This is a genomic window from Williamwhitmania taraxaci, from assembly GCF_900096565.1.
Taxonomy (GTDB): Bacteria; Bacteroidota; Bacteroidia; order Bacteroidales; family Williamwhitmaniaceae; genus Williamwhitmania; species Williamwhitmania taraxaci.
In genome coordinates this window covers 1-22,894 of sequence record NZ_FMYP01000066.1, presented here as the reverse complement: position 1 = coordinate 22,894, position 22,894 = coordinate 1, and the positions used below count along the sequence as shown (strand labels likewise).

27 protein-coding genes and 1 tRNA gene are annotated in these 22,894 nt (G+C 42.0%); 14 read left to right on the top strand and 14 right to left on the bottom strand.

All coding sequences use genetic code 11. The features are described 5' to 3' along the window. Positions 1-275: ATP-binding protein (locus BLS65_RS14335; protein WP_170830138.1), on the top strand; the 275-nt coding region annotated here is incomplete at its 5' end. 25 nt (positions 276-300) lie between these two features. Beyond that, positions 301-1,017 carry a T9SS type B sorting domain-containing protein gene (locus tag BLS65_RS14330; protein WP_092440206.1) on the top strand — a complete coding sequence of 239 codons (717 nt, stop codon included), beginning with the start codon at positions 301-303 and terminating at the stop codon, positions 1,015-1,017. A 26-nt stretch (positions 1,018-1,043) separates the two neighbouring features. Here BLS65_RS14330 and BLS65_RS14325 read toward each other — a convergent pair whose 3' ends face one another. From BLS65_RS14325 to BLS65_RS14305, 4 genes are all read right to left on the bottom strand, one after another. Continuing rightward, positions 1,044-1,970 (bottom strand): helix-turn-helix transcriptional regulator, encoded by a 927-nt coding sequence (locus BLS65_RS14325; protein ID WP_092440204.1) that lies wholly within the window; start codon positions 1,968-1,970, stop codon positions 1,044-1,046. Positions 1,971-2,297: 327 nt separating this feature from the next. Continuing rightward, the gene (locus BLS65_RS14315; RefSeq protein ID WP_092440200.1) at positions 2,298-3,293 is read right to left on the bottom strand and encodes a hypothetical protein; all 996 of its coding nucleotides are present in this window, start codon (positions 3,291-3,293) and stop codon (positions 2,298-2,300) included. 25 nt (positions 3,294-3,318) lie between these two features. Continuing rightward, complete coding sequence (locus BLS65_RS14310) at positions 3,319-3,654, bottom strand: hypothetical protein (RefSeq protein WP_125869888.1); 336 nt, start codon at positions 3,652-3,654, stop codon at positions 3,319-3,321. A 32-nt stretch (positions 3,655-3,686) separates the two neighbouring features. Then, the gene (locus BLS65_RS14305; protein ID WP_092440196.1) at positions 3,687-4,652 is read right to left on the bottom strand and encodes a hypothetical protein; all 966 of its coding nucleotides are present in this window, start codon (positions 4,650-4,652) and stop codon (positions 3,687-3,689) included. 200 nt (positions 4,653-4,852) lie between these two features. On the opposite strand from BLS65_RS14305, the gene BLS65_RS14300 reads away from it, so the two are divergent. Together BLS65_RS14300 and BLS65_RS14295 are read left to right on the top strand one after the other, a co-directional pair. Beyond that, positions 4,853-5,143 carry a nucleotidyltransferase family protein gene (locus tag BLS65_RS14300; RefSeq protein WP_092440194.1) on the top strand — a complete coding sequence of 97 codons (291 nt, stop codon included), beginning with the start codon at positions 4,853-4,855 and terminating at the stop codon, positions 5,141-5,143. After that, positions 5,136-5,408: a HepT-like ribonuclease domain-containing protein gene (locus tag BLS65_RS14295; RefSeq protein WP_092440192.1), complete on the top strand. Its 273-nt coding sequence runs from the start codon at positions 5,136-5,138 to the stop codon at positions 5,406-5,408. The genes BLS65_RS14300 and BLS65_RS14295 overlap by 8 nt, the downstream gene beginning before the upstream one ends. Positions 5,409-5,526: 118 nt before the next feature. Here BLS65_RS14295 and BLS65_RS14290 read toward each other — a convergent pair whose 3' ends face one another. The 3 genes from BLS65_RS14290 to sppA form a co-directional block, all read right to left on the bottom strand. After that, positions 5,527-6,336, bottom strand: coding sequence for a purine-nucleoside phosphorylase (locus tag BLS65_RS14290; protein WP_092440190.1), 810 nt, complete (start codon positions 6,334-6,336; stop codon positions 5,527-5,529). Continuing rightward, the gene (lpxK, locus tag BLS65_RS14285) at positions 6,299-7,387 is read right to left on the bottom strand and encodes a tetraacyldisaccharide 4'-kinase (RefSeq protein WP_092440188.1); all 1,089 of its coding nucleotides are present in this window, start codon (positions 7,385-7,387) and stop codon (positions 6,299-6,301) included. The genes BLS65_RS14290 and lpxK overlap by 38 nt, the downstream gene beginning before the upstream one ends. A gap of 102 nt (positions 7,388-7,489) precedes the next feature. After that, positions 7,490-9,259 (bottom strand): signal peptide peptidase SppA, encoded by a 1,770-nt coding sequence (sppA, locus tag BLS65_RS14280; RefSeq protein WP_092440186.1) that lies wholly within the window; start codon positions 9,257-9,259, stop codon positions 7,490-7,492. Between the two features lie 196 nt (positions 9,260-9,455). On the opposite strand from sppA, the gene folK reads away from it, so the two are divergent. Next, positions 9,456-9,944 (top strand): 2-amino-4-hydroxy-6-hydroxymethyldihydropteridine diphosphokinase, encoded by a 489-nt coding sequence (gene folK, locus BLS65_RS14275; protein WP_092440184.1) that lies wholly within the window; start codon positions 9,456-9,458, stop codon positions 9,942-9,944. Positions 9,945-9,953: 9 nt separating this feature from the next. On the opposite strand, the gene upp is transcribed toward folK, so the two are convergent. The 7 genes from upp to BLS65_RS14240 all read right to left on the bottom strand — a co-directional run bounded on the left by upp (position 9,954) and on the right by BLS65_RS14240 (position 14,991). Beyond that, a complete protein-coding gene (gene upp, locus BLS65_RS14270) occupies positions 9,954-10,604 on the bottom strand; it encodes a uracil phosphoribosyltransferase (protein ID WP_092440182.1) in 651 nt (216 codons plus the stop codon). A gap of 66 nt (positions 10,605-10,670) precedes the next feature. Continuing rightward, positions 10,671-11,372, bottom strand: a complete 702-nt coding sequence (gene radC, locus BLS65_RS14265; protein WP_092440180.1) for a RadC family protein — start codon at positions 11,370-11,372, stop codon at positions 10,671-10,673. A 96-nt stretch (positions 11,373-11,468) separates the two neighbouring features. Continuing rightward, positions 11,469-11,720, bottom strand: coding sequence for a 30S ribosomal protein S20 (gene rpsT / locus BLS65_RS14260; RefSeq protein WP_092440178.1), 252 nt, complete (start codon positions 11,718-11,720; stop codon positions 11,469-11,471). Between the two features lie 29 nt (positions 11,721-11,749). Further along, positions 11,750-11,821: transfer RNA gene (locus BLS65_RS14255), tRNA-Glu, on the bottom strand. A gap of 166 nt (positions 11,822-11,987) precedes the next feature. Further along, positions 11,988-12,437, bottom strand: a complete 450-nt coding sequence (locus tag BLS65_RS14250; RefSeq protein ID WP_125869887.1) for a hypothetical protein — start codon at positions 12,435-12,437, stop codon at positions 11,988-11,990. A 325-nt stretch (positions 12,438-12,762) separates the two neighbouring features. Then, positions 12,763-14,130, bottom strand: coding sequence for a UDP-N-acetylmuramate--L-alanine ligase (locus tag BLS65_RS14245; RefSeq protein ID WP_092440208.1), 1,368 nt, complete (start codon positions 14,128-14,130; stop codon positions 12,763-12,765). A 153-nt stretch (positions 14,131-14,283) separates the two neighbouring features. Then, positions 14,284-14,991 (bottom strand): BamJ family beta-barrel-assembly machinery protein, encoded by a 708-nt coding sequence (locus BLS65_RS14240; RefSeq protein ID WP_092440174.1) that lies wholly within the window; start codon positions 14,989-14,991, stop codon positions 14,284-14,286. A 255-nt stretch (positions 14,992-15,246) separates the two neighbouring features. Between BLS65_RS14240 and BLS65_RS14235 the strand changes: the two genes are divergently transcribed. The 9 genes from BLS65_RS14235 to BLS65_RS14195 form a co-directional block, all read left to right on the top strand. Continuing rightward, positions 15,247-16,098, top strand: coding sequence for an MBL fold metallo-hydrolase (locus BLS65_RS14235; protein ID WP_092440172.1), 852 nt, complete (start codon positions 15,247-15,249; stop codon positions 16,096-16,098). A 26-nt stretch (positions 16,099-16,124) separates the two neighbouring features. Next, a complete protein-coding gene (locus BLS65_RS14230) occupies positions 16,125-16,766 on the top strand; it encodes a ferredoxin--NADP reductase (protein WP_170830136.1) in 642 nt (213 codons plus the stop codon). Between the two features lie 48 nt (positions 16,767-16,814). Next, a complete protein-coding gene (rlmN, locus tag BLS65_RS14225; protein ID WP_092440167.1) occupies positions 16,815-17,870 on the top strand; it encodes a dual-specificity RNA methyltransferase RlmN in 1,056 nt (351 codons plus the stop codon). 70 nt (positions 17,871-17,940) lie between these two features. Further along, positions 17,941-19,107 carry a serpin family protein gene (locus BLS65_RS14220; protein WP_092440165.1) on the top strand — a complete coding sequence of 389 codons (1,167 nt, stop codon included), beginning with the start codon at positions 17,941-17,943 and terminating at the stop codon, positions 19,105-19,107. Further along, entirely contained in the window at positions 19,100-19,750 is a 651-nt protein-coding gene (locus tag BLS65_RS14215) for an AlbA family DNA-binding domain-containing protein (RefSeq protein ID WP_092440163.1), read from the top strand. Before BLS65_RS14220 ends, BLS65_RS14215 begins: the two co-directional genes overlap by 8 nt. A 222-nt stretch (positions 19,751-19,972) precedes the next feature. Next, a complete protein-coding gene (locus tag BLS65_RS14210) occupies positions 19,973-20,884 on the top strand; it encodes a proline dehydrogenase family protein (RefSeq protein ID WP_092440161.1) in 912 nt (303 codons plus the stop codon). A 420-nt stretch (positions 20,885-21,304) separates the two neighbouring features. Next, positions 21,305-21,583 carry a tetratricopeptide repeat protein gene (locus BLS65_RS14205; protein WP_092440158.1) on the top strand — a complete coding sequence of 93 codons (279 nt, stop codon included), beginning with the start codon at positions 21,305-21,307 and terminating at the stop codon, positions 21,581-21,583. A gap of 164 nt (positions 21,584-21,747) precedes the next feature. After that, positions 21,748-22,608, top strand: coding sequence for a hypothetical protein (locus BLS65_RS14200; RefSeq protein ID WP_092440156.1), 861 nt, complete (start codon positions 21,748-21,750; stop codon positions 22,606-22,608). Between the two features lie 77 nt (positions 22,609-22,685). After that, positions 22,686-22,894: DUF4372 domain-containing protein (locus BLS65_RS14195; protein ID WP_125869886.1), on the top strand; the 209-nt coding region annotated here is incomplete at its 3' end.

Sequence of the window (22,894 nt, the reverse complement as noted above, 5' to 3'; positions counted from 1 at the left end):
AGAAAACCGACCTGTTGATACTGGATGATTTTGGGTTAACAGCCTTTGACGATCCTGCAAGAAATGCCCTAATGGATATCGTTGAACAGAAATATGACAAGACTTCTATTATCATTGCCGCACAGATACCAGTAAAAAACTGGCATGAAACAATTGGCGAAGGAACCATTGCCGATGCAATTCTAGACCGCATGGTTCACTCTTCACATCGCATTGAATTAACAGTAGAGTCAATGAGAAAAAACAAGATGAAAAAAACTCAAATTAATTCATAAATTTGGTCACGAAATCATCCTTTTTTTGTGGCACAATATCACCGAAACAAGTGGCACAATATCACCGAAATATCAATTAATTGTGCCCGGAGAATACTACGCATTTTCAGCTAGCCCCGAAAACATAAATCTGCACTACACCTGTCCAAACAAGGAAAACCTGCTTCAACTCACAATTCCTGCCATGAATGATGACCAAGGCACGGTTGTTCTCACCGACACGCTTGGTGAACGAGTGGACGAGGTTACCTACACCGACAAAATGCACTACGCCCTACTGGCAAGCACCGAGGGAGTATCGCTCGAAAGAGTTAACCCCGACATGCCATCGGATAAGGCAAGCAGCTGGCAGTCGGCCTCGCAGTTATCGGGTTTTGCAACTCCTACGGGGAAGAATTCAACCTACAGAGATTTCGAGGAAGTGGGGTCGCGAGTCACTATCGATCCAGAACTCTTTTCGCCCGATGGCGATGGATACCATGACGTAACCTATATCCGGATGAAACTTCCCGAACCCGGATGGAATGCCACTATCACTATTTACGACAGCAAGGGGCACGAAGTGCGCAAGTTGCTCAACAACGCCCTGATTGACGTAAATGGGGAGATTGCATGGAACGGCCTTACCAACGACAATCAGCTTGCCGAAATGGGTATTTATGTAGTGCTTGTGGAAATATTTCACCTCAACGGCGAGGTACGTAAGGAGAAGAAGGTAGTGGTGGTTGGGGGGAGGTTGTAGTCCCCCTAAGGCAACAAAACAATTAGTTACTTTTCAACAATGACTTTATTTCGGTTAACAGCCTTTTCAAATAACTCAACAACCTTTATTCTTAACGATTCTGGGGAGATCACTTTTAAGGAAGAACAACGCGAAGAAATTTCCATTAAAAAATCATGCGTAATTCGAAGATGAACAGAAACGACAAACCGTTCTGAATTATCTTCGAGAATCTGCTGTGAATGATGTAGTGGTAACGATTTTAAATAGCTACCATCCAGCGAATCGAACTCTAAAACAACATCCTCTACGGGAAAATGATCATAAACCATAATACCAAAAGAATCATGAAATCTAGTCTTAATATCTATCTCGACACGAGTAAACTGTTTCTTTTGAACTGCAAGATCGGAAATTCTATCAAGCCCAAATGATTTCAAAACATCGTTGGACTTTGTTTCAAATCCAATTAAATACCATCTACCACGTACTTGCCTAACAGCATACGGGGTTATCTCGCGCTTTACAGCCTCAGAATCATCAAACTTATCATAGGTAAACTCAACAACGAAATGCTGCTTAGCAGCCCTAAGCAAAGTAAATAGATGTTCAGTCCCTAATGGTCGATAAGGTTCAGTAAGTACTGTATTCCCAAACCCATGATCCGCCTGAAGCGCATTTAAAATATCAAATGATTCTAAAACACGCTCAATATCATCGTGATTATCGCCTTCATCATCAGGAATAAAATAGCCATTTCGTGCTCTGCTATATTCTATGCTAGTATCTAATCCTGACTTGATTTCGCTAATTGTCCGCTCAACCGTACGTTCTGAAAAATGCACTTTTGAAAGACCGTGTGAAGTGCATTCCCTCTCAACGTGCTCCCGAATTTCAGACAAGGAGGGATACCCACCCCTCCTCACTCGTCTTATTACAAATAGATAGCGTTGTATTTGGCTTAGTGAAGACATCTGTAAACAGTTTAAAAATACTCGTTAAATATCTGAAAAAGAATGTGTCGAATCTAAAACTAGTTCAAAACCATTATCAACCGAATCATCATCTGGGATATAGTACCCTCTCTTACATCTATCATAGGTAATATTAATACCTAAATAAACTCGAAGATCATTAATGTCATTTGTTATGATTCTTTTGTAGCTTATCTCCAAAGCAAAATCGGAGGTAGAAGTGTCATTCCAAACGTATTCGGCAATTTCACGTATCGAAGGATAAGTGCATTGCCGAATACATTTTAGAAGAAGCACATATCGTTGGATGTGGCTTTTAATCATCCATTAGAATTTTGCGTACCACTTTTCAAAGGCTGAACGATTTCTCACATACCAGTCATTGCAAAGGAAATACTCATTTCCTTCAATAGAATAACTACCCGCATAGTATCGTCGGTGATTATTTACAAAACCACAATCCTCTTGATTTGTCTTCTTTATTAAAACGGGGAAATTCAGACCAAAAACCTCTTTTGAGTATTGTTGCTCACACAAATTTCGAACTTCGACTTCACTTAATAATTCATGTTCTATCAATTCCGAAAACGCTTCTTGAACCATCGCACCAATCTTTACTTCGTTTTCAGACAATTCATTAGCGACTTGAACTTCTTTCACGGTTTTAAAACGTTCCATTAAATTAACCAATTTAAGACTCCTAACGAAGAGTTCTGTAGAATCAGAATAGTCTTGGCACACATTTTTTACATTATCATAGATTTCACCTCTAAAGGCTTCATTACATATGAATCTAAAAGTATAATTGAAACCTTCTTCTTTAAATGCATTTTCTACATCGCTAGTCGCTTTTTTCAATATTTCAACATGACCATTTAGAACATAAGGGGTTGCAAAAATAATCTCAACATTATTTTTCACGCCGAAACTCTGGTTAATAGACAACGCAGTTCGAATGTTCTTTTTTATTAATCTTGCAGTTGTTTCTTTTATTCCTCCGTAATTCAAACTTCCTTCATGAAAAGCAACATCCACAACAAAGATTTTATCAATTGTTAATGGATCTCCCTTTTTAAACTTTACTCCTAAACAATCTACCTCTCCTTGCTGAATCAATTGGGATAGTTTAACTCTTTTCGAAACAAAATCATTATCATTCTCCTTAAAATCAAATTTAAGCTTCTTAAAGATTTTTTTTGCTTCCTTATCATCTATACTATCTTCCCAAAAAGGAGATGTTTTCCAGTTCATTTGAGTTAATTGGCATTTACAAATATGCTTAAGCCAAGACTGAATAAGGGATTCACCCATTTCTATTTTCATAATATTTTACGTTTAGATTAAACTCTTACAATATTAACAAAACTTCTTCAACAGTTAACTCCTTTTGTTTCTTTGATAAATAAATATCTATCCAATTCTCAATTGGAATTAACGTCTTAGAGAAATCCCAACTAGCAATTACCTTTGGAAATTGATCCCACGGATACTTACGAATAACCTTCCATCCTCCATCGATAACAAAATAAACCACAATAGAAGCCAGAGTTTTCTCCATAAAAAGGTGGAAGTAAGGTGGGTTTTCTCCATCCGATGATGGGATAATCATTTCAACAGTTACGCCCCTTAAAACAGCATGGCTTACGGTTTCAGGTGAAAAAGTATTAGGCTGACAATCGATCATAAATACGCCTCCAGTTATGCATTCGTTATTAACTATTGTTTGATGCGCTCTACAAGAATATAAAACCCATAATTTCGCCTATCAAACGTACCTCGATCCTCGACTACGATAGTTTTATCCCCCTCTGTCTCGCTATGCATAAAAATGCGTTTATCAAAAAACTCCTTGTAATCAAACATATTTGAGGATGGTAGCGTATCTATTTTCAGCTTATTTGACTGGCAAAGCGAATCAATCCCATCACGCGACAACTTCGAAATTTTAGTTTGAATCAAAAGTAATTCAGCATCATAGTCGCTCCTAAACAACACCTTACCATTAGAAACGTTACGTTTAACAAACTTACTCACAACCCCATTTAATGCATCTAGTTCAATCTGCGAAATACCCACATCAATAATTGACCATTTGCCTGTCATCAATCCTTTTACATCAAACTGACCTGACACATCAAAATAATCAGTCTTCATCTTAAATGGGCCAGCAACAACTCCATTCTTGAAATTTACAATAACACTTTGGGAGGGGACAATTTCAAAAGCACCCCAAATCCAGCCGCCCTGAGTATATTTATGTTTTCTAAGTTTATTGTTCTCAGAATAACTCCATACGCCATTTGGCATCCCGCTCTTATAGGAAAGCAATAAGTTTATACTTCCTGTTTGATATACACCGTCATCAACAAGAACATCTTTCCTTGTAATCAAATACTTCCAAGAACCATCTTTAAATCCATGATTATAGTTTCCCGTAAATAAAACCGAATAGACGGCACCATCTACGGCAGTATATTCAGAATACTTAAATGCCCCATGACGAATACGATTACCTGTATTAGAATCTTCATAGTAGTGATAGGTCATTTTCCCATCGCCTAACTCTCCTGTAAATGTTTTTGTTGGCAGCAACGCTGGTGCCGGTATTGCCACTTGTGAATAAGAAGGCTCATTGCACGTTGCGAGAATAGCAATTGCAAAAATCGTAAGAACTGTTTTCATATGTATAGTTTTTGATTCGGACACAAAGAAACGCTCACCCACCGCCAAAACATGACGGGCAGCTAGTGTGTTTTCAAGAAAGAAGAGAAAAAAGTGGTAGTGGTTGAGGGGAGGTTGTAGATCTAAGAATGTAACAAATCGACAACACACCACGGTTGGGATACAAAAACAGCTTATATTTGCCTTATAAACAACGAACAATGAGTCAAGCAGAAATAGAATCGACCATTATAGACATACTTACCAAGTATAGTATTACGCAGGTAGGTATTTTTGGGTCCTATGCCCGTCATGAAAATCAACCGAAAAGTGACATAGATATTCTCGTATCCTTCACAGAAACACCATCGCTTCTTTTATTGGTTAGAATTGAGCAGGAAATCAGCACTGCAATTGGTATTAAGGTCGACTTGGTAACAGAAAATTCAGTAAAAAGCACTAAGATGATTAACTATATCAGGAAGGATTTAAAAGTAATCTACCATGCTTAAGGACGATTCTGTTTATATCGACCACATTCTTGAATGCATTTCAAAGATAAAGCATTATTGCAATAGTGTTGATTTGCAGGAATTCAATAAGAACACCATGCTACAAGATGCTGTAATCCGCAATATTGAAATCATTGGAGAGGCAAGCAAGAAAATATCAGCAACTTTTCGAAATAACAACAAGCATGTTCCTTGGCGCGAAATTGCTGGAATGCGCGACAAGCTTATTCATGATTACTTTGGGGTTGATATAGACGTTGTCTGAAAAACAGTAATACAGGACATTCCCCTCCTAGAAGACCTAATCCTCCACCTAAACAATTAAAGAACTGCCAACAATTCAACAGAGAAGCAAAAAAGGCTGCCATCGGCAGCCTTTCGTTTTATAAGTTTCGAAGCATTTCCTGCATTATCGCAGTCATCTTCTGTTCGGAAGCGGCTCCAACCCTTTGAACTTCTTCGTGCGAAACCTCAACAATTTTACCAGGAACGCCCAAGTCAGTAATGATAGACATTGCAAACACGGGAATACCCATGTGGCGCGCTACAATTACCTCTGGAGTGGTCGACATTCCTACAGCATCGCCACCAATTATGCGGAAATACTGATATTCCTTAGGGGTTTCGAATGTTGGCCCGGTGGTGCTTACATAGCAACCTTCGGATAGCTTATAGCCTAACTTGATACCAACTTTCTTGGCCAGAGCAATCATATCCTTATCGTAAGGCACGCTCATATCGGGGAAACGAGGACCAAACTCAGCCAAATTAGGGCCCAACAAAGCATTTGGGATTAGGTTGATATGGTCGTTGATAATCATCAACTCACCGATTTCAAACTCAGGATTCATTCCACCGCTAGCATTGCTAACAAACAGGCGTTTGATACCCAAAAGTTTCATAACTCGAACAGGGAAGGTAACTTGCGACATATCGTATCCTTCGTAGAAATGGAAACGTCCTTGCATTGCCACAACCTTCTTGCCACCAAGCATACCAAAGATTAAGCGACCAGAATGTCCTTCCACAGTCGAAACAGGAAAGTTCGGTATATCCTTATACTCCAACACTTGTTGCTCGGTAATATCCTTTACCAATCCGCCCAAGCCAGTTCCAAGAATGATGCCTACTTCAGGCTCAATGGTAACACGGCCTTTAATGAATGATGCCGTTTCTTTTATTTGCTTTAACATACTCAACTATTTGTTTATTGAATTGATTGTTTCCACTGTTTAAAAAACGCACTTCAATTGGGATATACAAAAATCTCGACTGAAGCGGTTCGGGAATAGAATCGAGCGCAGCCAAGCGCATAGAATCCTTCTCCGTTGTAATTACATAACCTTCGGGGTTGTTTTTAAGAAATTCAACCATCACCAAAATATCAGGACCTTCAAATACGTAGTGATCCGAAAATAGTTTTATCGAGAGGTTATTATACTGTTCTTTTACATGCTGAATAAAGGGTTGCGGCTGCGCAATTCCAGCCACAAGAAGTATAGGCGACAATGTCTTTGGCTTGTTATCCAACAATTTATTCCCCCAAACTTTATGCAACTCACCATATTCGAAGGTGGTAAAATAAATTTTTTGATAAGGAAAAAGACCAAGTCGTTTAGTTGCAATCCGAAGATCGATCGGTTTTATGGAGCGCGGACACTTAGTTACAATCACAATATCGGCGCGCTTCAACTGACTCCGGCTCTCCCGCAAGTTGCCCAATGGAAGGAGGTAATCGTCGTAGATAGGATGATTATAATCGGTTAGAATAATGGACATCCCTGGCGTGACCGCACGATGCTGAAACCCATCGTCCATTACGACCACTTGGCTAAGAGGGAAATCGGAACGCAAGTTTTGGATTCCAGTAATCCTATCGCCACAAACAACAAATGGAACCGTTGGAAACTTTCGACTAATCTGCCTTGGCTCATCCCCCACATCTAGTGCTGTGTGCTCGGGTGTTATGGCTATGTATCCCTTAGTTTTCCGCTTGTAACCTCGGCTAATCACCGATGCCAAGATCGACTCTTGATTGAATACTCGAAGAATATGCTCCACGTGCGGAGTTTTTCCCGTTCCCCCCACGGCAATATTCCCTACACAAATAACCGGCAAATCAAATTTTACCGACGAAAGAAAACCTAGATTATAGAGCCAATTTCGCAAGGCAACGATGATGCTATAGATTCCGGTAGGAACCAGCAACAACAGCTTAACGAGCAAATTCGACCTATTTAGCATCTGGATTTGTAAAAAGAGTCAAGCCGTGAAGATAGGGAAAAAAAAGGAAAATCCGACTAACAATTTGCCAGCCGGATTATCCAAAATCACGCTATGACTTTATTAGTATATCTCTACATCGTACGGCATACGAGCAACAACACCACCCTTTTGGAGCATACTCTTAAGGTAGTTATAGTGTTTAAACGCATCACCGAGTTCATCTTTCATAATCCACATTTTGGCTTGACCACCAAAATCTTCCATTAATGCCTCCAGCGCCTCTTTCTGTTTTGGAAGTTCGAGCAAGCGATAGTTCTCAAGTTTTGCCAACTTAGCGGCAACCAAAATGGCATCCGAAAGGCCACCAAACTGATCGACTAGGCCTAATCCCTTAGCGTTTTCGCCACTCCAAACACGACCACCACCAATAGAGTCAACCTTAGAATCAGCCATATTACGACCCGTAGCAACTCTATTTACAAAGGTTTTGTAGATATCTTCCACACCATTTTGAAGAACATTTCGCTCCTCTGCACTTAGTGGTCGAAATACGGTGAGCATATCGGCGTGAGCATGGGTTTTGGCCACATCAACCGTAATGCCAAGCTTATCGGACATGGCTTTTTGTGCGTTAAACATAAGACCAAAAACGCCAATACTACCCGTGATGGTGGTTGGGTTAGCAAGAATAACATCGGCCGGTGCACTAATGTAGTAACCACCCGAGGCAGCCACATCGCCCATGGAAACGACCAAAGGTTTAACCTTTTTGGCTAAAACCAGCTCGCGCCAAATAATTTCGCTGGCCAAAGCGCTCCCACCTGGGCTATTCACGCGCAACACGATTGCCTTTACCGAAGAGTCTTTTCTTGCGTCAGCAATCGCCTTCGACAAGCCATCAGCACCAATGGTTGAATTACCGCCTTGACCCATTCCAATTTCGCCCGAAGCGTAAATTACAGCAATCTTATCCTTTGTAAACTTCTTTCCAGTCTTAGATTCCGGACTCATGGTGTAGTCGTTATACGCCACCAACTTAAGATCACCCTCTTTGCTGACTCCAGCAAGTTTGCAAAGTTGGTCAACTAGCTGATCTTTATAAAAAAGACTATCTATCAACCCATTATCTACCGCCGATTTACCGTTGCGAATGGTCAGGTTATTGGCCATGGCATTAATTCCCTCAACGGTAAGCTTACGCTCCTGGGCAATACCTTTCGCAACTTCATTCCAGATAGATCCCATGTAGGTAAGCTGCTGTTCCCTATTTTCGGGGCTCATTTTATCGAGCATAAAAGGCTCTACAGCACTCTTAAACTTTCCATGGCGAAGGATCTGAGGCTCGACACCTAACTTGTCAAGGGCTCTCTTGAAGAACAACACCTCACTACGAAGGCCTAACAATTCCAATTCGCCTTCAGGGTTAAGGTATATCTTATCGGAAACAGAAGCCAAGAAATATGCTTTCTGAGAAAAAACGTCGGAATAGGCTACGATGAATTTCTTAGAAGTTTTAAAGTCAATTAGAGCATTGCGAATTTCTTGCACGGTAGCAAATCCTGCAGGAATAATATCCAAATCGAGATAGATACCCTTAATGTTATCATCGGTCTTCGCCTTTTTGATATTGGACAAAATCTCATTTAGACCCATACTTTTTTCAGGTCGCATCGAGAAGGCACTAAAACCCTCGAAAGGATTTTTAGAAGCACGATCAACAATTTGCCTATCGAACTTAAGGTGAAGAACCGATCCCGCTTTTACTTCATAGGGCTTATCGCCGGAAGAAACTACCGCTCCCACAATCATAAGCAGAAGAAATAACATCAAAAATGAACCAATAATGACCCCTAAAATGGAAGCCAACAGTGTTTTAAAAAAACTTTTCATGAGTATGATTTTAGATTAATTGGATACAGCCTTAGGATTTATTTCACCCATACACATTTAGTATGAAAACTTGCTCTGTTGTTACATTCTAAATCGTGTTAATTGGCTACTAAAATTAAGACTTTTTTATCAACACCAAAACTTTTTTGATCTTTTCAACAGTTTGGGTAGCTTTGTCGAGGATAGAAAACAGAAAATGGAGAGAGTTGTTTTACTGCTTGGAGGTAACCTTGGCGACAGATTTGAGTTATTGGCCGAAATGCGAAGAGAAATAGAGGCTAACATAGGCCACATTGAAATTGCATCCTCGCTATACGAATCGGAACCTTGGGGATTTGATCACCCCACTAAATTCCTCAATCAAGTAGTAGTGTGCGGAACCAGTTTGCCGCCATTGGAGGCATTGGAGAACATCCACTCCATTGAGGGAAAGTTAGGTCGAGTTAGGCAAGGAGAAGGCTATTCGGCCCGCACTGCCGATATCGACATTCTCTTTTATGGAAACGTATCGATGGAAACCGTGGAACTAACCATTCCCCATCCCCGACTCCATGAGCGAAGGTTCACCCTTCTCCCCTTAGCGGAGGTATGTCCAACACTTGAGCATCCCACAAAAAAAAGAAGCATCCTAGAACTTCTAGAATGCTGTAATGATATTTCACAAGTAGTAAAGATTGAGGAATAACCCGGTTTACTACATTTTACTTCCGTAGGCAAGGTCTCCGGCATCACCGAGGCCTGGAACGATGTATGATTTGTTGGTAAGTTCATCGTCTACCGCACCCACCCAAAGCGTATACGACTGACTGGCAATGTTTCGCTTTACATACTCAACGCCCTCGCGGCTAGCAATGATTGAAACCACATGAGTATGAGTTGGCATGCCTTTATCGATCAGTGCTTTATAGGCAAGAATCATTGAGGCGCCTGTTGCCAACATCGGATCAGTTAAAATTAGGGTTTTCCCACCTATTGAGGGACAGGAAAGATGTTCGAATTGGATTTTGAAGGTGCCGTCCTGTCCATACTTTCGGTAGGCCGAAATAAAAGCATTCTCGGCCCTATCGAAATAGTTCAGAAAACCTTGATGCATGGGCAATCCCGCCCGAAGCACAGAGGCAATAACTGGTTGCTGTTGCATTAGGTTCATCTCTGTAACACCGAGCGGTGTTTCGACCGAAACCGACTTATACTTTAACTCCTTACTGATTTCATAGGCAAATATCTCAGCAATTCGCTCAAGATTTCTGCGAAAACGAAGGCTGTCGAGTTGGACAGATTTATCACGCAACTCGTAGATGTACTGGTTTAAAAGAGAATTTCCCTCTCCAAGAATACGCACCATGGTATGCTAGCTAAAATTCGTTGCAAGTTACGAATAATACTGCGTTTTCGAAAACAATATTGACAATCAAAGTAAACCTTCGTCGGCAAAACTTAGATACACATTCCCAGCCACAATTATATGATCGAGAAGGGCTATATCCAGCATCTCACATGCCGCTTTCACCTTATTTGTAATCTGCTTGTCATTCTCGCTTGGCTTGTTGTTGCCCGATGGATGGTTATGGCACAGGATAATAGACGAAGAGAGGTTTGCCAAGGCGCTTTTCATAATCAGTTTAACATCGACAACGGTTCCCGAAACGCCACCCATACTGGTTCGTTCCTGCCCAATCACTTTATTGGCTCTGTTTAAGTGGAGCACCCAAAACTCTTCGTGTGGTATGTCTGCCACGATGGGCTGGAAGAGGTCAAAGGCATCCTTGCTCCCACGAATGGCAACCCGCTCTAAGGCCTCGCTCAACTTCCGCCTACGGCCAAGTTCAAGAGCAGCGACAATTGTGAGAGCCTTTGCTTGTCCAATACCTTTAAATCGGCATAGGGCTTTCACATCCTGCTTACCTAACTCGTCGAGGTTGTTGTTGATATCCATCAGTATCCGCTTCGAAAGATCAACAGCACTCTCCTTTGGCGATCCTGAGCCAATAAGAATGGCAAGCAGTTCGGCATCGCTTAGGGAAGCATTGCCTTTTGCCAAAAGTTTTTCGCGAGGACGATCCGCTACAGCCCAATCCTTTATGGTTAAGGGCTTGTATTCAACCTTTTCCATTGCACCCGATTTGTTGCAAATTACATCAAACCTGTGTTAAAAGCAAAAAAAAAGCCCTCCACAAGGGAGGGCTTTGAAATATATATTCAGTTCTAATTAGAGCGCGTTCACATGAACAGCAAGGCTGCTCTTAAGGTTGGCTGCTTTATTATCGTGAATGATGTTCTTTTTAGCTAGCTTATCAAGCATAGCGGATACCTTTGGAAACAACTGTTCTGCAGTTGGCTTATCGGTAGTATTCCGAAGTGCCTTAACAGCATTGCGGCATGTTCTCGAAAAGTAACGATTGTGAACACGCTTAACTTCTGTTTGGCGGATTCTCTTTTCCGAAGATTTATGATTTGCCATGATATCTTGAATTATTCGTTGTTTTTTTGTAGTCCGTAGGGGAATCGAACCCCTATTACCAGGATGAAAACCTGGCGTCCTAACCGTTAGACGAACGGACCATAATTTCAATCTCTTTGTTCTCGCTAAGCCCCGTTGGGCTTGATTGCGGGTGCAAAAGTAGCTGAAATTTTATTTCCTGCAAATATTCCCTGAAAATAATTCGAAAATAAACACCCTAAAACAATTAAAGGTCTGATTACCAAGAAAAGTTTTTTTAAAGTTTTTTTAGCGGAAATTGTAGCGGAAAGAAATCCCACCTTGTAACCACACACCGGGTCTCTCCACTAGGTTGACAATTGGCATTGCATCCAAGCCAATGGTAACAGGTGCCTCTTTAAATGTATACTCCAATCCAATAATTCCATCGGCACCAAGATAGATGCTATTATCTCTATCGCCCCATGGATTTGATTTCGATGTAGAGGTAGCTAAATGTGCCCCGATGCCATAATACCAAGTTAATCCCGGAACTTCAGCAATATCGTTATGAAGTTCATACAGCCCCGTAAGACCCAAGCCGCCCCAGCCAAAGGAGAGCATCCCCTCCACTGCCGACTTACTGGCAAAGAAATGCTTTACCGTTATCCCAGTGGGAGAGCCTAATCGCAAACCGACTCCCGTCTTGTAGTTCTGCCCATGCACCGTTCCTACCAAACCAACAAAGCAGACTGTCATAAAAATCGACAAATATTTTTTCATCACATTAACTATAAAGTAATAAAAACAAACACTTAGTAAGGCCACACCATTCTCCTCCATCGAGAATTGATTTAACACAAACAACTATTCCGAATGTGATTAAACCGAGGTGATCACTACCTATTGAACGATCACACGGCTGAAATATTATCTATCAACCCATCAGAACTCACACACCATACATGTACCATAAAATCGGCACACTATGACATTGCAACCGCAGGACAGAAAAACACAGAAAACTCACTACACCTCAGCAACCAGAAATTAGTCAAGCAAACGACACACGGAGTAACACGTGTTAAACGTGGTCACTTAACCATTTTTCTACTTGTTGTGGAGCATTAATTCCGCCAAAATCGCCGGAGGACATAAGCAAAACAACGCAGTCATCAGCCACCCGCTTAAAAATTGCCTTTGAAAGTTCGGCCGGGGTCGAGAATACTTCAAGGTCCCTTCTTCCAAAACTCTTAAAAACTTGCTCAGGCGAGAGCACAGGAAGCTTCTTGTGCTTTACTGCCTCCGGATTGAAAAAAACGATGGCCTTGTCGGCAGCCTTGAGAGTATCTTCATACTCGGAAAGAAAGTCGCCGTTTAAACTCGAAAAAGTATGCAACTCGAGCACTGCAATAAATTTCCTGTCGGGAAATTGCTCCCGAACAGCCTCCACCGTAGCCTTTACCTTTGATGGAGAGTGTGCAAAATCAAGATAGAATGAGGTAGACATATTTTCGCCAAGAAGTTGGAGGCGCTTAGCGGCTCCCCCAAAGGAAGAGATGGCGTTATAAAAATCCATTTCACTAATGCCAAGCCTCAAGCATATCTCCTTTGCCCCCGAAATATTCTCCATATTGTGCCGTCCAAAAACGCGAACTTTCACGTGGCCATATGCCGTATCGAGCACTAAACCAGCGGCTGTTCGGGAATATGGATGTGTGGAATAGGCAACAACATCAGCTTTAATATTCCATTTGGCAACCTTTTTCTTTAATATTTTATCTTCCTTACAGTATATCAAACAGCCGCCAGCCTCAATTCCCTCTGCAAATATTCGGAACTGATCCACATACCCTTCAAAGGTGGGAAACACATTTACGTGATCCCAAGCAATCCCGGAAATCAACCCAATATTTGCCTGATAAAGGTGGAATTTTGGGCGCAGGTCGATGGGTGAAGTCAAATACTCATCCCCTTCAAAAACGGCAATAGGTGCCTCATGCGACAAGCCAACCATAGTTTCGAAGCCGGCAATTTGAGAACCAACCATGTAATCGAACTCCTTGTTACAGGTTTTCAACACGTGCATTACCATAGCGGTAATGGTAGTTTTGCCATGGCTACCACCCACAACGGCGCGGATTTTATCCTTTGTTTGCTCGTATAGGTATTCAGGATAAGAAAACACTTTAAGTCCCAACTCCTTTGCCCTGAGCAGTTCAGGATTATCGCTCCGAGCATGCATACCCAGAATTACCGCATCGATATTGGGAGTTATTTTTTGGGGAAACCACCCCATCTCCATAGGAAGAAGACCTACATTCGCCAACCTAGATTTTGATGGCTCAAAAATTTCATCATCGGAACCCGAAATGGAAAAACCTTTGGAGTGAAGAGCCAAGGCAAGGTTGTGCATGGCACTACCACCAATAGCTATAAAGTGAACTCTCATTGCTTTGCTATTAAAATTCATATCAAATGTAGCCTTTACCGTCGGACTTTCGCAAAAAAGCCTCAAAAACAAAAATTACAACTCAGATAAATGCAAAAAAGTGCAGGATTACTCCTGCACCACGCTATTAATTGTTGAAAAAGGGAATTCGAATTACTTAACAGCGGGATCTATAGTTTTAGCCTTCACGCTGAGGAGTTCCACCTTGAAAATCAATGCCTCGTTGGGGCCAATAGAACCACCGGCACCACGCTCACCATACCCAAGTTCGGAAGGAACATAAAGTATAAAGGTATCGCCGGGCTTCATATGCTGAAGGCCTTCCTGCCATCCCTTTATTACACCACCCAGTTCGAAGGTAATTGGCTCATTGCGCTCGTATGAGGAGTCAAAAACCTTACCTGAAATAAGTGAGCCTTCGTAGTTCACCGTTACTTCATCCGATAGGGTTGGAGAGATCCCCTTTGGATCACCCTTCTTTATCACCTCGTATTGAAGTCCGCTAGGCAAGGAAACTACATTTGGTTTTTTCTTGTTTTCGGCCATAAACTTATTTGATACCTCAAGATTCTTACCTCCCGATACAGCCTGCTCTGCTTGCATTTTGGCCATCATCACCTGTTGGTAACGTCCAAGAAGTTCCTTTGCCTTGTTGTCATCAAAAAGGGGCGTAGTAGTACCACTCTCGCTGATCCCTTTTGCTACAATTTCCAACTTAAGGTTTACACCCTTGCTCTTTAAATCGGAGCCAATCATATTGCCGTAGGCATAGGCCACGCTATCCTCAAAAGTTGCAAGTTGGGCATAAAGTCCATTGCCTACAAGCAATAAACCTAGACTGATCATCAGTTTTAATTTCATCTGTTATTTTTTTGGTCAGTATGTTAATAGGAAAAGAGCGTGCAATTTACTGATTTGGCCAACATCAGCAAAAAACAAGCAGAGTTAGATGCTTATTTTCATAAACTTTAACACTTTCTATCGAGTCAAACGACCTCATCACACTGCTGCAATAGAGTTTCTCCTTGAGTAAATCGTCAGTGGTTTCGGGCAGGCCAAAAGGTTTTTCTAACAAATCACCCCTATCTTTGTTTGAAAATAAAAACCTCCGTATTGATGGAACTTTTCGCCTTAAATATCACGAACTTTAAAATCGATGGTGGCTCCATGTTTGGTGTTGTGCCAAAGGTACTTTGGCAGCGCGTCTACCCCGCCGACGAGAACAACCTATGCTCCTGGGCCTTACGATCGCTAGTCATAAAGCATGAAGGTAGAATTGTGCTTATCGACAATGGATTTGGAGCGAAGCAAGACAAAAAGATATTCGATTTCCACCATCTATTTGGAGGCGATGGATTAGAAGAAGGATTGGCTCAACTAGGAATTCGACCCGAAGAGGTCACCGACATGGTGCTTACACACCTTCACTTCGACCACTGCGGTGGAGGTGTAAAGTTGGATAATGAAGGGAAACCAGCACTAACCTTTCCAAATGCCACCTACTACGTAAGCCGATCCCAGTGGGAATGGGCTATCAATCCTAACATACGCGAAGCAGATTCATTTAGGCCAGAGAATCTTCATCCTATGATGGAGAGTGGCCACCTAAAACTTATAGAACGCGAAGGGCCACTCTTTCCTTGGCTCGAACTTCGTATTTGCGAGGGACACACCCGTGGACAGATGGTTCCAATAATCGAGTATAACGGGACCAAGATCCTATTTGCAGCCGACATTTTTCCAGCCACAGCACACATCCCACTTATTTGGAACATGAGCTATGAGATAGATCCACTTAAAACAATCCAAGAAAAAGAGATGCTGCTTAGGGAGGCATTACAAAACCGTTACCTCCTCTTTTTTCAACACGATTACATGATTGAATGCTGCACGCTCAAAGAAACACCCAAAGGCATTCGAGTGGACAGAACACTCTCGTTGAAGGAATTTATTGCAGAAAAGGCATAGTGGAAAATACAAACAAACAGGGAGGTATGATTCCCACGGAAGTTATATCGCTTGAAAAGTTGGGACCAAACGGTTACTGGCTAACGGTAAAACGCCCATTTGATTTTATTCCCGGACAGGTGGTAAAGTTAACCACAAGCAGCACAATTGCGCCACGCCTCTACTCCATCGCCTCCGGAAACAACGAACCACATTTGTCGTTCCTCTTCGATTTAAAATCCGAAGGAGAATTAACGCCACAACTTATTGAGTTAAAACCAGGCGAAACCATTTTAATAAGTCCCGCCTTTGGCGAGTTTATATGCAAGGAGAGCAGTGCCATTTGGGTTGCATCGGGCACAGGTATTGCGCCCTACCTATCCATGGCAAAGTCGGGATTATCCAAAGGCAAGCAGTTGATTCATGGTGTTCGATACCATGAAAATTTTTTCTTTCATGATGAGCTAGAACGGTTGCTTGGTGAAAGATACATTAAGTGTTGCTCAGGCAGCACTGTGGCAAACATGTTTGAAGGAAGAGTAACCGAATATCTTCAAAAAGCCACCAACCTACCCCTCGACAGAAAGTATTACCTTTGTGGCAATCCGGAAATGGTGGTTGATACCCGCGAAGTTTTACTTGCCCGCGGTGTTGCCTACGAGAATATACTTGCCGAGATATACTTTTGATGAAGGGCCAAAAGCGGCAGGCGCTTGGCAATTAACAGCAAACTGAGAATGGACGCAAAAACAGAACAAAAAGAGTGGCTTTACGGCAAAACATTGACCGAACTTGAGGCAATTGTGCAGCAGCTGGAGTTACCCAAATTTACCGCCAAGCAAATAGCAAACTGGCTTTACCAAAAGGAGGTTTCTTCGCTAGAAGAAATGTTGAACCTTTCGCTAAAAGTAAGGGGGAAGCTTGCTGAGAAATATCAGGTCGGATTTATTGACAACTCCAACGTTCAAGCCTCGATAGACGGCACAAAGAAATATCTTTTCCCAACGCTCGGCGGTAAATTTATTGAGGCAGCCTATATCCCCGACAGGGATCGGGCCACACTATGCGTTTCGTCGCAAGCAGGATGCAAAATGGGATGCCTTTTTTGCATGACAGGAAAACAGGGATTTCAAGGTCATCTCACCTCAGGTGAAATTCTCAACCAAATAAAGAGCCTACCAGAACGAGAAACCATTTCGAACGTGGTATACATGGGCATGGGAGAACCGCTAGACAACCTGAGTGCTGTTCTTCCTTCGCTGGAAATCCTTACTGCCGAATGGGGATATGCGTGGAGCCCCAAGCGTATTACCGTTTCCACCATTGGAATTATTCCCGGAATGGATGAATTCTTGGAAAAAAGCAATGCCCACCTTGCCGTGAGCCTACACACCCCTTTCGACGATGAGCGGCGCAAGCTAATGCCCATACAAAATGTTTACCCCATAGAACAAGTAATTTCCCACATCAAGAAATTCAACATGGGTAAACAACGCCGCGTCTCGTTTGAGTATATTATGTTTAAGGGACTGAACGACACCCCACGCCACGTTAAGGAGTTAGCTAAGTTACTCAATGGTCTGCGCTGCCGAATAAACCTAATTCGATTTCACCCAATCCCCAACACACCGCTGGAAGGATCGAACGAAGCCACACTAAAATCCTTTCAAGAACAGCTCAACCAGAAGGGTATTACCACCACAATCCGTGCTTCGCGTGGGCAAGATATCTTCGCTGCCTGCGGAATGCTTTCAACTAAGGCAATGGTGACAGGGAGTGAAGAGGAAGTTTAGTGAGGCTGCATACAGCCTTAAAAATTAATTCATACATTTAGCCTCCTAAATATCCAAATCGCTGAAAATCATGAAAAAAAACATACTAATAGCAGTACTATTTGCCAGCACTTCCGCTTTTGGTCAGCAAGCAGCCAAAAACAGCGATTTTGCATTCCGTCTTTATTCCGAAATGAAGGCCACACCTGGCAACATCATCGTTAGTCCCAACAGTATTTCGGAGGCAATGGCGATGGTCTATTCGGGTGCTGGAGGAACCACCAAGGAACAGATTGCGAAAACCATGGGGTTCAATATGAATTTCTGCAAGCACTTCAAGAGTTTTAAGACTGTAAACAACAGCCTAGCAAAAACAAAATCGGTGGAACTCTACCGGGCCAACAGTATTTGGGTTGAGAGCACTTTTAGGCCTAAGAACTCCTTTATAAGAAAAAACACCAAGTTATTTGGCGCAGCCATCTTCAAAACCGACTTCCTCAACAATGCAAACAAGTCGCGCAAGGATATTAACCTATGGGTGGAGGGTAATACAAAGAATAGAATTATGGATCTTCTACCCGAAGGTAGTATCGACAACAACACCCGCATGGTGCTGGTTAACTCAATCTACTTTTATGGAAGTTGGGAGACAGCATTCAGCCCTAAAGCAACACAGAAGGAGACATTCAACTCGCCTAGCAAGCCTATTGAGGTAAACTTCTTACACGCAAATGGCGAATACCAATTCAACGAAACAGAAGACTATAAAATAGTTGAGGTTCCATTTAAAGGTAGCGAAGTAGTTCTTCTGGCATTTCTCCCAAGCGAAACTGCAGGAATGACGTCGCTTGAGGCGCAACTCTCCCCAGAATTCGTAAAACAAGCTTCTGCAAATCTTAAAAAAGCACATATCGACCTAAAGTTACCCAAGATAAAGTTAGAGACTGAAAGCGTTAGAATCGACAAACACTTAGCCACCATGGGCATGCCGCTTGCCTTTTCCAGCGACGCCGATTTTAGCGGAATTTCCAAAAACCAAGATCTCCAAATCGACAAGATTTTTCATAAGGCATTTCTAGAATTTACCGAAGAAGGTGCTGAAGCGGCAGCGGCAACCGCTGTTATAATTTCGAGAACCGCCATTAATCCGAAAGACGCTTTACGGTTTTGGGCCAACCGTCCCTTCATCTTTCTTATCTGGGATAAGACCAACAACGTAATACTTTTCATGGGCCGCATCGAAACTCCAAATGCTTAAGCCGGGAAAAAAGACATACATCGAAGAACTCATTAGCCGTGGTGAAGGGGAAATGCTCGATTTCAAGCACTCCATTAACGACTCCAAAAAGATTGCCCGATCTGTTGCCGCATTTGCCAACACCAAGGGCGGCATTCTGCTTATTGGAGTAAAGGACAACGGCTCCATTGTTGGGGTAAACTCCGACGAAGAGTTCTACATGGTGGAAGCTGCAGCACAACTTTACTGTAAACCAGAGGTTCCTTTTGAAGTTAAGAAATGGCCGGTGAATGGTAAAATGGTGCTAGAGGTTATCATAAAGCCAAGCCTGCGAGGACCCCATACTGCCCCCGACAAAAACGGCACTTACCTCGCTTTTGTTCGTGTGGCCGATGAGAACTTTGTGGCAAGCCCCATTCAATACAAAGTATGGAAGGCCGAGAAACAGCGTGAAGCCATAACCTTTACCATCACAGGTAAGGAACAACACCTGATGGAAATCCTGCGCAATAACGGAAAAGTTTCAGCGGCCGAATATGCAAAGGCCGCCTTCATTTCCTTGGATGAAGCCGAAGAATTTTTAGTTAAAATGGTAGTGCTCCGGCTTGCCAAGTTGGAGTCGGCCACCGACGAAGCACCATACTTCTTAGGCTATAGACTCTAGTGCTATAGATATTTACATCGTCGAAACAACCAGGTTGATATTGTAACAACCAGGATTTCGTCACTTTTTGTAAGAGCATTGCCTAACCGAAATCGCAAAATGCCAAAACCCTAACAGGCAGATTGTTTTTTCCACTATATTCACCCCGAAAAACCACTCGACTCACAACTAAACAACCGAAGAATTGTTGTTTGAAAAACTGTAACCCAAAAAACCACCTACATGTTTAACAAGATGATTGCAGCTATGCTGCCCTACTTTCCCAAGAAGTTAATCTGGATTTTTTCGAAGCGCTACATCGCCGGCGAAACTGTTGAAGATGCCATTCGCGCATCCAAAGACCTCAATTCCAAAGGCATTAAGGTAACTATCGACATTCTGGGCGAATTCATTAAGAATCTCAGTGAAGCCGAGAAGAACAAGGTTGAATACATGGAACTTATCGACCGTATTCAGAAGGAGAACATCGATGGCAACTACTCCCTAAAGCCCACCATGTTCGGACTACTGCTCGACAAGGATGCTTGCTATGGCCATATCCGTGAAATCGTAGCAAAGGCAGCATCTTACAACAACTTCATCCGTGTAGACATGGAGGATTCCCCCTGCACCGATATGGAAATTGAACTCTATCGCAAGCTAAAGGCCGAGTTTCCTAAGAATGTAGGTCTGGTGGTACAAGCTTACATGAAACGCACCTATCAGGATTTGGAAAACCTAATGGATATCCACTCCTCCGAAACGCCACTGAACTACCGCCTTTGCAAGGGTATCTACGTGGAGCCAGAAGCCATTGCATACAAAAAGTATGAGGAAATCAACCAACACTACCTCGAAGACCTCGAGTATATGCTTAAGAACGGCGTTTACCCAGGAATTGCCACTCACGACAAACCACTTATAGATGGCGCCTACAAGCTTATAGAGAAGTACAACGTACCGAAAAACATGTACGAGTTTCAGATGCTATATGGCGTTACGCCCGAACTTCGCAACTCCATTGTTGAAAAAGGCCACACCATGCGTATATACATACCATACGGCAAGCAATGGTTTGGCTACTCCACTCGCCGCCTAAAGGAAAACCCTAAAATGGCCAGCCTCATTATTAAGGCACTGTTTTTTAGAGGATAATTCAAAGAGAAGTTAAAGAAGTCAGAGGAGTAAAAGAAGTCAAAGAAATACAAGAATTCGAAAAACAGAGCCGCGAGTTATTGCGGCTTTTTTTCTTTACCGTAATTACAGTCCCACTCCCCTTCACAACGAAACCAGAATTTAGCATGACCCTTTAAAACTCGTGAACCACAAACCGCAAGACACAACTACTGGTGCTTAATAATGCTGGCTTCGCGCTCCATTTACGATTGACAACATCCTGTATATCATACGCACACACGATTACCAGAGGCTGAATCGCACAATATTGATGATTAAATTAATTTTTTAGTGTAAAAAATGATGCAAAGAAGAGTTATAGCATTACAAAAATATACCTTGCATGTAAATTCGGAAAGAGACAATATACTAAGGTAAAACACATTGAATCCTAAAACAATGAATAAGGTAGCCCACTTAATATCCAAATTCACCAAAAATCTAGTAGGTACCAGCCAAACGGCCGATGCTTACTACAATAAAGGAACAGCAAAAATTGACCGCCGTGACTATGCTGGAGCCATTGCCGATTTCACAAAGGCTATCGAAATTAACCCAAAGGATGCAGGGGCCTACAATAAACGAGCCGAAGCCAAGGGGGCTCTATGCGATCACGAAGGAGCCTCGGCCGATTTTAAAGCGGCTATAAAGATTGACAACAGCCATGCAGGGTTCTGAGGTAAAGCAAACCAACAACAAAAAGCAGACAATCAAACTAACCCTTCTCAGGATATTACTGTCTTAAACATTAATTAATTGGATAAATGTAAGGTATCGATATTATCATGGCATTCAAATTTAAATAAAAGTGGGGCATTGTACATCCTTTCAATAATTTCACCATGAAAAAGATTATGTTATTTGTTTTTTTGATGAATACACTTGGCTTGTATTCCCAAAATATTACAAACGTTTGTATTGTCGATGAAAACGGAATGTCAATTCCCTATGTACACATCAGGCTTTCTATTAGCGATGGGCTGATAAGCAATGCCAATGGTTGCTTTACTTTAAACAAAAATATTGATAGGGATTCGCTAGTTTATATATCGCATATTGCCTTTGAGCCAATACAATTAACTATTGGAAGTATTGGGGATACCATCCATCTGGTTTCTAAGGTTTACAGCATAAACGAGGTGGTTTTTTCGCAGGTCAACATCTACAAACTGCTAACCAATGCTTTTAAGCCCGTGAGTTACGATGCTAAAAGAAATTACTGTAGCACAAGGTTGTTTGCAACAGGAGACTCCCTTGTATACTATAGTGAGGAGTTGTTTAAGTTGACAAAGTTCGACGAGAAGAAAATGATAATGAAACGTAAACTCATTGGGGCAATTTACTATAATGCCTCGACAAAAGATTCCAATTATATAAGGTTTCCCATCTCTTCGTCGATACGAAACAACCCCTACTGGTTTTACAGTTCGGAAACAAACCTCTTGCCACTGATAAAAATTGCTTCTATTGAAAAGCAGTATGAGAATTTCTACCAGGTAAAAGCGAAGACTGATTCCTCCGAAATTACCATGTATGTAAGCAAAGAAAATGGACGATTACTACGATTTGAAAAAACAATAACTCCACACAAGCAGAAGAATGTACACATTGGCGAAACCAGCTATTCTTACGATTTTGAAATTGGTAAAAACAACATTATAATTCACTACTGTCCGACAAAAAGATTCCAGTTGAAACGTTAGTTGAATAAAAATAAGGGGCTACTCCCCGAAGGTTTCACCCCGATGTTGTAGATTTGTTTTGCGAAAAAAAACACAACATGGGCAAAAATACAGAAATAAAATTAGTCGGACAGCCGATTTTCAAACAAGCCATCAACTTAATCGATGCCATTAATGTCAGCAGCTTGGTGAAAAAGCATGGTGCAGACCATTACTATAAGACGTTTAAGGCAAAACCCCAGCTGGTGACCATGCTGTTTGGCGTCCTCAGCCGGTGCGATTCGATGACCGAAATATGTGAAGGGCT

Bases quoted from the DNA above. Each gene is read 5' to 3' on its own strand.
- BLS65_RS14325 (WP_092440204.1), bottom strand. From the start codon at position 1,970: ATGTCTTCACTAAGCCAAATACAACGCTATCTATTTGTAATAAGACGA.
- BLS65_RS14315 (WP_092440200.1), bottom strand. From the start codon at position 3,293: ATGAAAATAGAAATGGGTGAATCCCTTATTCAGTCTTGGCTTAAGCAT.
- BLS65_RS14310 (WP_125869888.1), bottom strand. From the start codon at position 3,654: ATGATCGATTGTCAGCCTAATACTTTTTCACCTGAAACCGTAAGCCAT.
- BLS65_RS14305 (WP_092440196.1), bottom strand. From the start codon at position 4,652: ATGAAAACAGTTCTTACGATTTTTGCAATTGCTATTCTCGCAACGTGC.
- BLS65_RS14300 (WP_092440194.1), top strand. From the start codon at position 4,853: ATGAGTCAAGCAGAAATAGAATCGACCATTATAGACATACTTACCAAG.
- BLS65_RS14295 (WP_092440192.1), top strand. From the start codon at position 5,136: ATGCTTAAGGACGATTCTGTTTATATCGACCACATTCTTGAATGCATT.
- BLS65_RS14290 (WP_092440190.1), bottom strand. From the start codon at position 6,336: ATGTTAAAGCAAATAAAAGAAACGGCATCATTCATTAAAGGCCGTGTT.
- lpxK (WP_092440188.1), bottom strand. From the start codon at position 7,387: ATGCTAAATAGGTCGAATTTGCTCGTTAAGCTGTTGTTGCTGGTTCCT.
- sppA (WP_092440186.1), bottom strand. From the start codon at position 9,259: ATGAAAAGTTTTTTTAAAACACTGTTGGCTTCCATTTTAGGGGTCATT.
- folK (WP_092440184.1), top strand. From the start codon at position 9,456: ATGGAGAGAGTTGTTTTACTGCTTGGAGGTAACCTTGGCGACAGATTT.
- upp (WP_092440182.1), bottom strand. From the start codon at position 10,604: ATGGTGCGTATTCTTGGAGAGGGAAATTCTCTTTTAAACCAGTACATC.
- radC (WP_092440180.1), bottom strand. From the start codon at position 11,372: ATGGAAAAGGTTGAATACAAGCCCTTAACCATAAAGGATTGGGCTGTA.
- rpsT (WP_092440178.1), bottom strand. From the start codon at position 11,720: ATGGCAAATCATAAATCTTCGGAAAAGAGAATCCGCCAAACAGAAGTT.
- BLS65_RS14250 (WP_125869887.1), bottom strand. From the start codon at position 12,437: ATGACAGTCTGCTTTGTTGGTTTGGTAGGAACGGTGCATGGGCAGAAC.
- BLS65_RS14245 (WP_092440208.1), bottom strand. From the start codon at position 14,130: ATGAGAGTTCACTTTATAGCTATTGGTGGTAGTGCCATGCACAACCTT.
- BLS65_RS14240 (WP_092440174.1), bottom strand. From the start codon at position 14,991: ATGAAATTAAAACTGATGATCAGTCTAGGTTTATTGCTTGTAGGCAAT.
- BLS65_RS14235 (WP_092440172.1), top strand. From the start codon at position 15,247: ATGGAACTTTTCGCCTTAAATATCACGAACTTTAAAATCGATGGTGGC.
- BLS65_RS14230 (WP_170830136.1), top strand. From the start codon at position 16,125: ATGATTCCCACGGAAGTTATATCGCTTGAAAAGTTGGGACCAAACGGT.
- rlmN (WP_092440167.1), top strand. From the start codon at position 16,815: ATGGACGCAAAAACAGAACAAAAAGAGTGGCTTTACGGCAAAACATTG.
- BLS65_RS14220 (WP_092440165.1), top strand. From the start codon at position 17,941: ATGAAAAAAAACATACTAATAGCAGTACTATTTGCCAGCACTTCCGCT.
- BLS65_RS14215 (WP_092440163.1), top strand. From the start codon at position 19,100: ATGCTTAAGCCGGGAAAAAAGACATACATCGAAGAACTCATTAGCCGT.
- BLS65_RS14210 (WP_092440161.1), top strand. From the start codon at position 19,973: ATGTTTAACAAGATGATTGCAGCTATGCTGCCCTACTTTCCCAAGAAG.
- BLS65_RS14205 (WP_092440158.1), top strand. From the start codon at position 21,305: ATGAATAAGGTAGCCCACTTAATATCCAAATTCACCAAAAATCTAGTA.
- BLS65_RS14200 (WP_092440156.1), top strand. From the start codon at position 21,748: ATGAAAAAGATTATGTTATTTGTTTTTTTGATGAATACACTTGGCTTG.